This is a genomic window from Rhodococcus sp. H-CA8f (genome assembly GCF_002501585.1).
In the GTDB taxonomy this organism is placed as follows: Bacteria; Actinomycetota; Actinomycetes; order Mycobacteriales; family Mycobacteriaceae; genus Rhodococcus_F; species Rhodococcus_F erythropolis.
Map to the genome: position 1 here is coordinate 5,168,433 of NZ_CP023720.1, position 12,334 is coordinate 5,180,766.

At 62.4% G+C, this 12,334-nt stretch carries 11 protein-coding genes; 3 read left to right on the forward strand and 8 right to left on the reverse strand.

Annotation, left to right across the window (positions count from 1 at the left end; translation table 11 throughout):
• Window positions 1-32: 32 nt before the first annotated feature.
• A complete protein-coding gene (locus tag CPI83_RS24085; RefSeq protein ID WP_097387824.1) occupies window positions 33-1,067 on the reverse strand; it encodes an ABC transporter substrate-binding protein in 1,035 nt (344 codons plus the stop codon).
• A gap of 250 nt (window positions 1,068-1,317) precedes the next feature.
• On the opposite strand from CPI83_RS24085, the gene CPI83_RS24090 reads away from it, so the two are divergent.
• Window positions 1,318-2,250 (forward strand): tyrosine-protein phosphatase, encoded by a 933-nt coding sequence (locus tag CPI83_RS24090; RefSeq protein ID WP_097387825.1) that lies wholly within the window; start codon window positions 1,318-1,320, stop codon window positions 2,248-2,250.
• Between the two features lie 97 nt (window positions 2,251-2,347).
• On the opposite strand, the gene CPI83_RS24095 is transcribed toward CPI83_RS24090, so the two are convergent.
• The 3 genes from CPI83_RS24095 to fepB all read right to left on the reverse strand — a co-directional run bounded on the left by CPI83_RS24095 (window position 2,348) and on the right by fepB (window position 5,440).
• Window positions 2,348-3,010 carry a response regulator transcription factor gene (locus CPI83_RS24095; protein WP_019747064.1) on the reverse strand — a complete coding sequence of 221 codons (663 nt, stop codon included), beginning with the start codon at window positions 3,008-3,010 and terminating at the stop codon, window positions 2,348-2,350.
• Window positions 3,007-4,284, reverse strand: coding sequence for a histidine kinase (locus CPI83_RS24100; protein ID WP_020906367.1), 1,278 nt, complete (start codon window positions 4,282-4,284; stop codon window positions 3,007-3,009). The genes CPI83_RS24095 and CPI83_RS24100 overlap by 4 nt, the downstream gene beginning before the upstream one ends.
• Window positions 4,285-4,444: 160 nt before the next feature.
• Window positions 4,445-5,440: a Fe2+-enterobactin ABC transporter substrate-binding protein gene (fepB, locus tag CPI83_RS24105; protein WP_030534669.1), complete on the reverse strand. Its 996-nt coding sequence runs from the start codon at window positions 5,438-5,440 to the stop codon at window positions 4,445-4,447.
• A gap of 66 nt (window positions 5,441-5,506) precedes the next feature.
• On the opposite strand from fepB, the gene fes reads away from it, so the two are divergent.
• Window positions 5,507-6,742 carry an enterochelin esterase gene (gene fes, locus CPI83_RS24110; protein ID WP_084326969.1) on the forward strand — a complete coding sequence of 412 codons (1,236 nt, stop codon included), beginning with the start codon at window positions 5,507-5,509 and terminating at the stop codon, window positions 6,740-6,742.
• A gap of 15 nt (window positions 6,743-6,757) precedes the next feature.
• On the opposite strand, the gene CPI83_RS24115 is transcribed toward fes, so the two are convergent.
• The 4 genes from CPI83_RS24115 to CPI83_RS24130 all read right to left on the reverse strand — a co-directional run bounded on the left by CPI83_RS24115 (window position 6,758) and on the right by CPI83_RS24130 (window position 10,558).
• Window positions 6,758-7,171: an HIT family protein gene (locus tag CPI83_RS24115; protein WP_070386306.1), complete on the reverse strand. Its 414-nt coding sequence runs from the start codon at window positions 7,169-7,171 to the stop codon at window positions 6,758-6,760.
• Window positions 7,172-7,237: 66 nt separating this feature from the next.
• Complete coding sequence (gene purB, locus CPI83_RS24120) at window positions 7,238-8,659, reverse strand: adenylosuccinate lyase (protein WP_019747059.1); 1,422 nt, start codon at window positions 8,657-8,659, stop codon at window positions 7,238-7,240.
• A 68-nt stretch (window positions 8,660-8,727) separates the two neighbouring features.
• Window positions 8,728-9,333 (reverse strand): TetR family transcriptional regulator, encoded by a 606-nt coding sequence (locus tag CPI83_RS24125; protein ID WP_046379784.1) that lies wholly within the window; start codon window positions 9,331-9,333, stop codon window positions 8,728-8,730.
• A 64-nt stretch (window positions 9,334-9,397) separates the two neighbouring features.
• Entirely contained in the window at window positions 9,398-10,558 is a 1,161-nt protein-coding gene (locus tag CPI83_RS24130; RefSeq protein ID WP_097388242.1) for a pyridoxal phosphate-dependent aminotransferase, read from the reverse strand.
• 162 nt (window positions 10,559-10,720) lie between these two features.
• Here CPI83_RS24130 and CPI83_RS24135 point away from each other — a divergent pair, with 162 nt between their 5' ends.
• Window positions 10,721-12,331 carry an ABC transporter substrate-binding protein gene (locus CPI83_RS24135; protein WP_069147035.1) on the forward strand — a complete coding sequence of 537 codons (1,611 nt, stop codon included), beginning with the start codon at window positions 10,721-10,723 and terminating at the stop codon, window positions 12,329-12,331.
• The last annotated feature ends 3 nt before the right edge of the window (window positions 12,332-12,334 follow it).

A 12,334-nucleotide genomic window follows, 5' to 3' on the forward strand; every position in this document is an offset into this window, starting at 1 on the left:
GCAGGCGAGAGGCCACCGTCACAGTCGATGAACTACTGGTTTGCGGGCAGCTTCGACAGGCCCTCGTCGATCGAATCCAGCGTCAGAAGAGCCGTCTGATAGGTCGCGGCCAACGAATGCTGGAGCTGGACGACGTTGCCGGCCTTCACTGCGGGCAATTCCTTCCACAGCTCGGAATTGACCAGCTCCTGCAACTGCGGAGACATCGAGCCATCGGCGTTGAGGCCGTAGACGATCACGTCGACATTTCCGAGATTTTCGCCGATCTTCTCGATGGATACCTGTTCGACGTGGATGTCGGCGGGGTCTGCGGGGGTGCCGGGGAACTGCAGTCCGAGTCCGTCGAACAGATTGGTCGTGTACGAAGACGCGTACTCGCGTGAGAAGGTGCCGGCCTCCGGCTTGCAGACGTTGCACACGCCGCCGAAGGTCAGCGAGCCGAGCTTGTCCTTGTACTTCGCGGCCAGTTCGGCGGTTTTGGCGTCGTAGTCGTCCTTGAACTCGCCGTAGGTGTCGGAGACATTCGCGGCATCGGCGAACTGCTCGCCCAGCACTCGCCAATCAGCAGGAACCGTCGGTCCCAGGAAGACGACGGGAGCGGCCGCCTTGAGCTGCGTCATGTCCAGCTGGCTTTCGACACGAGCGGGAACACCCATGATGATCAGATCGGGCTCGGCAGCGACGATTCCCTCGTAGTTGAGCTGGGAGACGTTGCCGTCGGGCGCGACCTTCGGCAGAGCTTCGTAAGCGGCCTTGGTCTTGTCGTCCATGTTGCCGAGTTCACGGGTCCACTCACATACTGCTGCCAGGTTCGCTCCCGCCTGAATCAGCGGCAGAACTGCGTATCCGCAGGCCACGATCCGCTGCGGGTCGCTCGGGATCTCGATGGATCCGTTCTGTGCCTCGAAGACACGGGTCTGCGAGCTCGCGGCTGTCGTCGACGATTCGGACGACGCCTCCTCGGAGTTGCTGCAGCCGGCGACGCCGACCGCCAGCGCAGCTGCTGCGCCGATCACCACTGCGCGGCGAAACCACGACAGACCTTGAACCCGCATGTTGAACTCCATCTGAACGCACCGGACTGCTCCGGAATTGATTTGGTGAGGCTAACCAATATCAGGGCACTGGACCTTTACACAAACACAGGTCTCGAGGAATGAACTGCGCCTCCCGAGTCACTCACGCTCACAGCAGCACGCCTCCCACTGAGAGGGAGCAAAGCAAGATTCCTCTCGAATCGGACACGCGAACTCGCTACCTTGCCTTCGCGATACCTCATCGACCAGCCACTCTCTCCGCTCGACGAAGGGCTCACACATGTCCCGATCCACGCGCACGTGCTCGCTACGGTCTGCCGCGGCCATTGCGTTGACCAGCAGCTTTCTCATCACCGGTTTCGGCGCCTCGATCGCGCACGCCGAACCTGCCCCCTCGGCTCCACAGTTCGGCTCACTGGATTTCGGATCCAGCAACTTCGGCAGTGCCGAGCAAACCCCAGATGCTCCGCGGCTGACCGGGATCGACAATTTCCGCGACGTCGCAGGCACCGGCGCCGGATACTCGGGAACTTTCGGCCTGCCCGTGAACAAGGGAGTCTTCTACCGCGCGAACGCGATCACGCCCAAGGGCGATGACATGAGCATTCTCGAAAAGCTGGGACTGACAAAGGTTTACGATCTGCGCACGGAACCCGAGATCGCCAGCAAGCCGGATGTCCTGCCCGACGGGGTTGTGTACGAGAACATTCCGATCCTGTCCGGGAACATCGCCGAGATGGTCGCGAAGATCAAGTCCCCCGATGACTCACGATCGATGATGCAGGACATGAACCGCGCCTTCGTCACCGGAGCGACGGAGCGAGCCGGGTTCGCACAGTTGCTCACGGGCCTCGCGGAAACCGAAGGCGCACAGGTCTTCCATTGCACTGCAGGTAAAGATCGCACCGGCTGGACGTCGTTTCTGCTGCTGAGCATCGCCGGTGTCGACCGCTCGGTGATCATGAACGACTACTTGCTGACCAACGAGTACACAGCCGAAGGCATGAAGGCCACGCGCGCGGGCATCGCGGCGAGCCTGGGCGAACAGATGGCCGTCAACATGGAGCCCCTGTTGGGTGTCGAGGCAAGCTATCTCGATGCCGGCCTCGCCCAGTTGGACCAGACCTACGGGTCGGTCGATCGTTACCTGACCGAGGGCTTGGGTCTGAGTCCGGCGACCGTCATGACGCTCAAAGCCAAACTGCTGGGCTGAGCGACCCAGCTGCCCCGGGTTCGACGAGGGGTCGAACCCGGGGCACGTGGAATTTCCCTGCCCGTGCCGTGCCGGATGCGCCGCAGCGTCCCGTGCGTCAGCGCGATACGGCGATCACGTTGTTTCGGTACGCCCAGATGACGATCTGCACACGGGTGCGCACCTGCAGCTTCTTGCAGATGTTGCTGATGTGCGACTTCACCGTGCTCTGCTCGAGGCTGAGGGAATCTGCGATGTCGTTGTTTCCCAAGCCTTGTGACAGCAACTGCACCACATCCATTTCACGCGCGCTGAGACCGTGATCCGATCCGGAGCGCGCCGTGGACATCGGTGCCGGCTTGCGCCTCGCGAACTCCACGATCAGTCTCGACGTCAATCTCGGAGAGAGCACCGAGCCACCCTCGGCCACGGTCAGCACTGCCGACGAGAGCTCCTCGGGATCGGCGTCTTTGAGCAGGAACCCTGCGGCGCCACTGTCGAGCGCCTCGAAAACGTACTCGTCGAGATCGAACGTGGTGATCACGACGACGCGGGTCGCCGGAAACTCGGCAAGGACCTCTCTGGTCGCGGTCAACCCGTCACCGTGAGGCATTCGGATATCCATCAGTACGACGTCCGGACGCAGTGCACGCACCTGCTCGTACGCCTCGACTCCCGTCTTGGCATGCCCGACGACGCGAATCTCGGGGTGGCCGGAGAGAAACAGTTCGAACCCCTGCCGTACCACCTGCTGGTCGTCTGCAATAAGGACGTCGATCATGCGTTGATCCTCCCGTTCACCGGCACCAGTGCCTGCACAGCCCACTCACCTTCCGAATTCGGTCCGGCGTCCAGTTGACCACCCATGAGCGTCGCGCGTTCGCGCATTCCCACAATTCCGAGGTTTTGCCCGTCGGAGGACGGACGAGCATTCCCGAGCGTATTGATCACCCGGACTCTCACCGCACCGGCTTCTCGGCTCAGACATACCTTGGACTCGCTACCCGGCGCATGGCGAAGGACGTTCGACAACGCCTCCTGGACGATGCGGTAGCACGTCAACTGGACTCCGCTGTCCAGGTCGTCGAAGCGGCCGACCTTCTCGAGCGAGATCGACGAGATGGTGCGCCTGCAGTCGTCCACCAACTCGTCGATGTCGGAGACCATAGGCGTCGGGAAATCGGGGTCTTCCTCACCCAGACGGAGGATCCCCACGATCTGCCGCAAGCTGTTGAGGGCCCGCTGCCCCTGCTCGATGACGCCGCCCAGGAGGGCTTGCGCTTGTTCGGGATTGCTCGAGAAGAACTTGTCGGCGGCACGGGCCTGGATGATCATGCCGGTCATGTGGTGAGCCGCGACGTCGTGCAACTCACGTGCCATGTCCTGCCGTTCGGCGACAACGGCATTCGCGATCTTGCGTTCGCGGTCCCGGTGCAGATCCGCTACCGCCTGACTGTTCTCCACTGCTTGCTTTCGCAGACGCGCGACGATCTTTCCCATGGCGGCGACGACCAGAAAACTCGTGACGGTGTTTGCCGCCGGCTCGAGGAACAGGTGGGGCAACTCCCCCACCTGAACCTCTGCGACCGTCAGCCCGTCCCGCTCGGTGAGATACATCGCCAAGATCACGTCCATCGCCATTCCGAGGACCAGCAGTCCGACCAGGCGCATGCCGCTCACCCGGATGGACACTGCCATGATCGCGAACCAGAAAAGCGGCGTGGCCCCCAGCGATCGACTGCCGAGGAAGAGCATCAATCCGCCGGATCCTGCCAACGTCAGGAGGTAGTACGCGATCGGGTACCGCCGGCGCGCACACGCCACAACGGTCAACACCGTCAGGAAACCCATGATGCCGACGACGGTTCCCGGATCGCTCAGCACTCGATTGCTCGTCTCGGGTTCAGTCTTGAGACTGGCGAGACCGAACACCCACGGCACACTCAGCAGGCCGACGATCACGGCCGCCGTGGCCGGGTTGTTCAGGTTGAAACGTCCCCACCCTCGCGATGCCAGGGCTTGCCCCGAGACATTCTGACCAGCCGAGTCGAACATCCACTCCCCATTCCGCATCCGATGATTGACGTTCATGGTGGCATGCGCGCACCACTTGGTCCCACATTCGGCGAACGTGAAGGGAATGTTCGATTCTCGGCTACAACCAAAGGACTAGTTCGGGGTGAAAGGCCTAGTACTTATGTCCAGTACTTATGTCTCAGCTGAACTGCTCGACCAACCGGTTCACCATGTTGGTTGCGCTGTAGTAGTCGAGACGGAAGGTATCGAGCCCCACGGCATAGACATGGTGATCACGAATTGCCGGATGCTGCGCCAACAGGGGAAGTGCCTCGACCGCTTTCACCGCACCGTCGTCGGCGCTGACCAAGATCAGGGTGTTGCCCGCGATACCGTCGTAGAGGTTCTCGGCCGAGACCTGAATGATGTCCTTGCGCTTACCCATGGATTCACTGCTCTTCGCAGACTCGGGAATGTCGGCGACCGTGAAACCCATCGCCGTGAGCAACTTCGCCTGCCCGGACTCGTGCGTCCAGATATTGGCGCCGCTGCCGTCCTCGTAGTAGACGAGCGCGGTGGTCGGCTGCGGGGGAAGTGTGATCTTGGCCTTCGCTGCCTCTACTGCGCTGTCGAATTTCGCGACCGTGGCCGCTGCGTTGTCTTCGAGACCTGTCGCTTCACCCAGCACGGCGGCCACTTCCTGCCAACTACTTCCGCCGTAGTCCACCACTATTGTCGGAGCGATGGCCGTGAACTGTTCGTACAGATCGACGACGGAGTCACCTCCCGTCGCCGAGACGACGATGAGGTCCGGGTTCTGGGCCAGAACGGATTCTGCGTTCGCTCCGCCCATCGGCAGCACTGCGAGTCCACGTTCTCGAGCAATGTCGCCCCACTGTGTGAACAACCCCTGCGCATCCGATACGTCGGTGTTCGGTCCCGTCGATGCGGTAGCCACCACCGGAGCGTCGATCGACAACAGCGTGCCCGTCAGCGTCACACTGGTCGAGACGATCCTCTCCGGCTTCGACGTGATCTCCACCGGCCCCTTCGGCGTTTCCACCGTGCGGGGCCAATTGCCCTGCGATGCAGCCGAATCAGCACCGGAATCGGCATCCGCAGAACTACATCCGGCGAGAGCGAACCCTGCCACCAAGACTGCAGAGAGCACCTTCAAGGCGCGCGATTTTTTCATTGTGACGCCCACTGGCGGACCACTCCTCGAATTCAAAAGCCCATGAAATTAGGTTAGGCTGTGCTCATGCTAACTCAGGCGGTGACAGAATTGTCCGCTTCCCTCGCGGCCTCGCCCGACATCGACACCTTCTGGAACCGGATAGTGCAACAAGGCACGCCGATCATCGAAAGTGTTGACACACATACAGTTCGAGTAACTTTCCTCTGGCGACAGCCCGAGGAGGCGGAAGTCGAGCGCGTCTACCTCGACGCAAACTCGTTGACCGACCATCACGCGGAACAACTCAGCGTGATGCAACGGGTCGGCGAGAGTCCGGTGTGGTTCTACGCCGCCGAAGTCTCGAACACCTGGCGCAGCAGTTACAGCATCATCCCGGCGCCGAAGTCCGTAGTCGACGAATTCGATTATCCGGGAGCAGGCAAGGAAGACACGACCCGCCGCACCCGCTGGTTGGGGTTGCTCGAACACCGAATTGCCGACCCACTCAATCCGCTTTCCGCAGGCGTGGACACAAGGCGTTCCGTCGCCGAGATGCCCTCGGCGCCGGTCCAGTTCGGTTGGGATGCTCCAGTTTTCAGGAAGTCGATACAGCTCACCTGGGCCAGTTCGACGTTGGACGTCGAGCGGCCGGTGTGGATCTACGAGACCGTGGACGACGGATTGACACCGCTCGAAGAACGGCCGCTCGTGATACTTCTCGACGGGCGCCACTGGGCCGAGGTCATGCCAGCAGGTGCCGCATTCGATCGTGCAGTCCAGACCGGCAAACTGAAGTCCTGCGTTTTGCTGGCCATTGATTCCGTTGACAATCAACGTCGTTCGAAGGAATTGCCGTGCAACCGCGACTACTGGAGTGCAGTCGTCGACGAACTACTTCCGCAGGTGCGCGCCGTCGCACCCTTCTCGTCTGATCGAACGCGAACGGTGGTGTCAGGGCAGAGTTTCGGCGGCCTGGCCTCGATGTTCGCAGCACTCGAATTCCCCGAACACTTCGCGCTGGTCGCCAGCGGGTCCGGTTCATTCTGGTGGCCGACAGGCTTGAAGCGCGGCGAGGACGGTCCGCCGGGTGGAGACATCGCCGCACGCATCGAGCGCGATGGCGTGCCGGACGGTTTACGCGTTGTCCTCGAAGTAGGTAGGCACGAGTCCGACATGGTCGGGCACAGCGCAGCGGTCGCACAGGCGTTGGAGGCTGCCGGAGCGCAAGTGTCGTATCGGATCTTCGACGGCGGCCACGACTGGTTGTGCTGGCGCAGTGTCCTTCTGGACTCCGTTGTCGAACTGATCGGCAGTCCCTGAAAGTGGCCGGTGCCGCTAGTTCAGTGCACCGCGAATGACGGCAGCCGTGCTGTCGAGAATTGCCCGATTGGGCGTGCGAGGTAGCGCACGCAGGCCGAAGCCGTCGCCGCGATTTCGCGGAATGACGTGCAGATGAACATGGAAGACTTCCTGCCCCGCAACAGCTCCGTCGGAGAGATGCAGATTCACTCCGTCGATGGGGAGAGGTCCGGTACGCATCGCTGCGGCGATCTTCTGTGCGACGGAAAAGATCCTGGCACCGTCGCCGGAATCGAGCGTGGACAATCCACTGGCGTGGCGCTTCGGCACGACCAGGAGATGGCCGGATGTGAACGGCCGAATATCCATGAAGGCAAGGACATTCGCGTCGTCGTAGACGACGCTGGCCTCGGCCTCACCGGCGATGATGGAACAGAAGATGCAGTTCATGCTCTTCGACCCTGTGCGCCTTTTCGGTAGTGGTGACTACCGAAAAGGCGCACAGGGGCGTAGCCCTTACAGAATCGGCGACGGCGCATACGCCGCAGCTTCGGGGTTGGCGTCGACAAGCTTCTGCACCTCGGCGACAACGGCGTCGACCTGAGCAGACGCGGCGCCGACAAAGGCCGCCTTGTCGGCCAGAGCCTCGTCGAGTGCGGCGCGGTCGAGCGGCAAACGATCGTCGGCGGCAAGGCGATCGAGCAGGTCGGGCTCCTTGCCTTCCTCACGCATCGCCAGCGCAACTGCGACGGCGTTCTCCTTGATCGCCTCATGGGCGGTCTCGCGTCCGACGCCCGCGCGCACCGCTGCCATGAGAACGCGGGTCGTGGCGAGGAACGGCAGGTAGCGCGTCAGTTCCTTCTCGATGACGGCCGGGTACGCGCCCATCTCGATCAGCACGGTCAGGAAGGTCTCGAACATGCCGTCGATCGCGAAGAACGCGTCCGGCAGAGCGACGCGACGCACGACGGAGCAGAAGACGTCGCCTTCGTTCCACTGTGCACCCGCGAGCTCGGCTGCCATGGAGCCGTAGCCGCGCAGGATCACCTGAAGTCCGTTGACTCGCTCGCACGAGCGGGTGTTCATCTTGTGCGGCATCGCCGAGCTGCCGACCTGGCCGGGCTGGAAGCCTTCGGTGACCAGCTCATGGCCGGCCATCAGGCGGATCGTGTGTGCAAACGACGACGGGCCCGCGCCGACCTGGACGAGCGCGGAGATGACGTCGTGGTCGAGGGAACGCGGGTACACCTGGCCGACGCTGGTCAGTACGTGGGCGAATCCGAGGTGCTCCGCGACCTTCGCTTCGAGCTGCTCGAGCTTGGCCGCATCGCCGTCGAGGAGGTCGAGCATGTCCTGAGCGGTACCCATCGGGCCCTTGATCCCACGCAGCGGGTAGCGATCGATCAGCTGACGCAGACGTGTCAGTGCAACGAGAAGCTCGTCGGCCGCGGAAGCGAAACGCTTGCCCAAGGTGGTGGCCTGAGCTGCGACGTTGTGCGAGCGGCCGGCCATCACGATGGACGAGTACTCGGCAGCGCGCTCACCCAGACGGGCGGCGACGGCGATACCGTGGTTGTAGACGTGTTCGAGAGAACGCACGATCTGCAGCTGCTCGACGTTCTCGGTGAGGTCACGGCTGGTCATGCCCTTGTGGACCTGCTCGTGTCCGGCGAGTGCATTGAATTCCTCGATGCGTGCCTTCACGTCGTGGCGGGTGACCCGCTCGCGGTCCGCGATGGACGCCAGGTCGACGTTGTCGATGACGCGCTCGTAGTCGTCGATGGCGTCGGCCGGAATGTCGATGCCCAGCTCTGCCTGCGCACGCAACACCGCCACCCACAATTGGCGCTCGAGCACGATCTTGTACTCGGGAGACCACAGAGCAACAAGCTCCGGGCTGGCGTATCGGTTGGCAAGGACATTCGGGATGCGGCTCACGAGGCCTCAGTCTAACGGTGGCCGAGCAGTGCTGTTACCCCCGAGCTAGAGCAGCTGTCGCCCCCGAGCTAGACCGGCGGCGCCATCACGTCGATCGATTCCAAGAGCATTCCTCTGGCCAACCCGCGTGGATCCGGGTCGTACTCCCCGAGCGCCGTGATCATCGCGCCGTCGACCATCGCGACAAGACGGCGCAATTGCCCCTCGGGAGCCGTTCGGCCCGAGCGTCGAAGCGCATCGGTCAACAGGTCGTCGAGCTGGGCGCGTAGGCGCAACTGCACGTCACGAAGCGCGGGATGACGGGCACATGCCACAAATCGTTCGTAGCGCGAGATCAATCGTTCGCGGCTCTCCGGCCGCTTCTCTTCGTCTCCGAGCAGCAGCTCGACCAAAAGTTCGACGGTTGATTCCGCGCCCCGCCGACGTTGGGTCACCGCAGCCACTCTGGCGCGCATCGCTTCCATGTCGGCGTTGCCGTTGAGCTCGACGGCACACGCGATCAGATCGTCGAGTGAGTCGAAGTAATAGGTCGTCGAAGCCAGAGGAAGGTCGGCCCTGGTTGCCACCGCTCGGTGACGAACGGCGTCGAACCCGCCCTCCAGCAAAAGTTCAGCAGCGGACGCCACCAGAGCTTGGCGACGTCGTTCACCCTTGGGCGTAGCTGCAGAAGACACCACGACATCGTGCCAGCAGAGGGCACCTCCGCATGGCGAAACAGCTCGAAGACCCTGCTGTTTGTTACCCGAGCCACTTCTCGAGGCGGGTCAGCGCCTCCTGGATGTCGGCTGTCGCGCCCGCGAACGAAAGTCTGACCATCCGGTTTCCGTGGACGGTGTCGAAATCGATTCCGGGTGCCAACGCGACCCCGGTATCTGTCAGCAACCGGGCACACCACGCGGTGGCGCCCTCGTCGCCACACAGATGGCCGATATCCGCGTAGACGTAGAACGCACCGTCGGCGGGAGCCAGTTCGGTGATGCCCAGTTTCGGCAACCCGGTCAACAGCAGTTCACGATTGACGGCGTACCGCTGAACGTGCCCGTCCAACTCGACCTTCGCCTCGTCCGAGAACGCCTCGATGGCGGCGTACTGAGAGATCGCGGGTGGACACACCGTCATGTTCGACGCGAGTCTCTGCAGCGGGCGCCGCAAGTACGTCGGCACCAACATCCACCCGAGCCGCCAACCCGTCATCGAGAAGTACTTGGACACCGAGCCGATCACTACGGATTCGCGTGAGGTCTCCCAGGCGCTCGACGTGTGCTGATCGCCGTATCCGATGCCGTGGTAGATCTCGTCCGAGATCAGAAGGGTGCCGTGCTGCTCGCACCACGTCGCCAACGCAGCGAGCTCCTCGGGCGAGATCACCGTGCCCGTCGGATTTGCCGGGCTGGCGACGATCAGACCGGCAGGCGGCGACGGCAAGGCCTCGAGCATGTCCACCGTCGGCTGGTATCGGGTTGCCGGCCCGCAGTCGAGTTCGACGACGTTGCAGCCGAGAGCGGCAAGGGTGTTGCGGTAGGCGGGATATCCGGGGCGAGCGACCACCACGGTGTCGCCCTCGTCGAACGCGGCCAGGAAAAGCAAGGTGAACGCCCCGGACGAACCTGTCGTCACCACCACGTCTTCGGCGTCGACGGCTATTCCCGATCGCTCGCTGTGGTAGCGCGCAATAGTTTCGCGTAGCGGCAGGATCCCGAAAGTCTCGGTATACCCGAGTAGTTCGGTGCCGAGGATCTCGCGCGTCGCACGTAGCACCGGTGCCGGCGCGGGGGTCGACGGTTGACCGGCAGCCAACGTCAGAACGTCACCGTGCGTCCGCTGACGTTCGGTCGCGGCCTTCCATACATCCATGACATGGAAGGTCTGGATATCTGATCGACGAGATTCTGAGCGCACACCCCGACGGTAGCCGAACCACACTTCCGTGAGAAACGACGACCATCCTTTGTGACGATCCGACAGATTCAGGTGCTCAGCATGAGTCGATTCAACGAGACCTGGGCCACGTCCCTCGCGCAGCATTGATCAACGACATCCTTCGATCAAAAGGTGCATCAGATGAAAGCTCGCTCAGTGCCCACCGCGGCTCTGGTCACGATCGGCGTTCTCACGGTTGCCTCGTGCGGAAGCACCTCTGATCCTGGCGGCGGTACCTCCGGGGACTACGCCAAGGACGGGAGTTTCACGACGATCGTGAACACCGACCCCGGCAACCTTCATCCCCTGATCACCAACCTGACTGCCACGCAGGCAATCAACAGCTATACCAACGACTCGTTGTTGGCCATCGACCCCAAAACCCGTGCAGCGGGCTCGTATCTGGCCGAAAAATGGAGCGAGAACGGAACTTCGCTGAACTTCACCCTCAAAAAAGGGATCACGTGTGAAGACGGCACGACGTTCACTGCCCAGACAGCCGCGAACAACATCAACTGGGTCGTCGACAAGACGAACGGCTCGCCGTGGCTGGGAGCGTCGGTACCCGAAACTGCAGTAGCAACCGCCGATGGCGACGAGCTCACGATCAAGACGGCGGAACCTGCGCCCTTCCTGCTCGAGCGCATCGGTGCTCTCAAACTGGCATGCCAGGCAGCACTCGACGACCCCGCCAGTGTTCGCGGCAGCAGCAACGGAACCGGCCTGTTCAAGATCACCGAAGTAGTGGCAAACGATCACGTGACGCTCGAACGCCGCGACGGATACAACTGGGGACCGAACGGCGAAACCACATCGGACACCCTCGGAGTGCCCAAGGCCGTCACGATCAAGATCGTGACCGACGCGGCGACGACGGCGAACCTGGTCCTCACCGGAACGGTGAACGCAGCACCGGTGGCCGGTGCGGATATCGAACGTGTGGAAGCGTCCGGCCTGGAATCGATGACGTCGAACACCTTGAGCGGGCAGTTCATCTTCAACCACAATTCTGCTCTTCCCACCAAGGACGAAGCGGTGCGCAGCGCGCTCGTGCAGGCAATCGATCTCGACGACTACACGGACATCAACACCGGTGGCAAGGGTTCGCGCGCTACGGCATTGGCCGTTGTCGATCCGCGGGCATGTGACTACGACAGTGTCACCGGTGTAGTTCCGAAGTTCGACATGGCCGCGGCGAAGAAGACCCTCGCCGACGCCGGCTGGAAGCCCGGATCCGACGGCGTTCTGACCAAGGACGGTCAATCGCTGCAATTGACGGTCATCTTTGCCAACTACCGCGATACCACTTCTGCAGCAGCAGAATACGCGATGAAGCAGTGGCAGGAACTCGGCGCGAAGGTAGAGCTTCGCGGTGGTGACAACAATTTCATCATCTCCAATACGTTCGCGGCAAAGGACCTGACATCCTGGTCGATCTCGATCGGTCTGACCGTCCAGAGTGACACTCCCAGCATCTTCGTTCCGTACTTCTCCGGCCCGACCCCTCCGGCGGGCGTCAACTTCGCATCGATCGACAATCCCGAGTACACCGAACTGGCTGCGAAGGCCTCGGTTCTGCCCGGGCAGGAATCCTGCTCGGTGTGGAAGGAAGCGGAACAGGCACTGTTCACCTCTTCTGACGTCGTTCCGGTATCCACATCGCCGAACTTCATGTTCTTCAACGGTGCGACGTCCCTGTACGCGCCGATTGGTGGAACCCTGGCGGGCCCAGGCATCCGAGTTCTGAAATAAGCC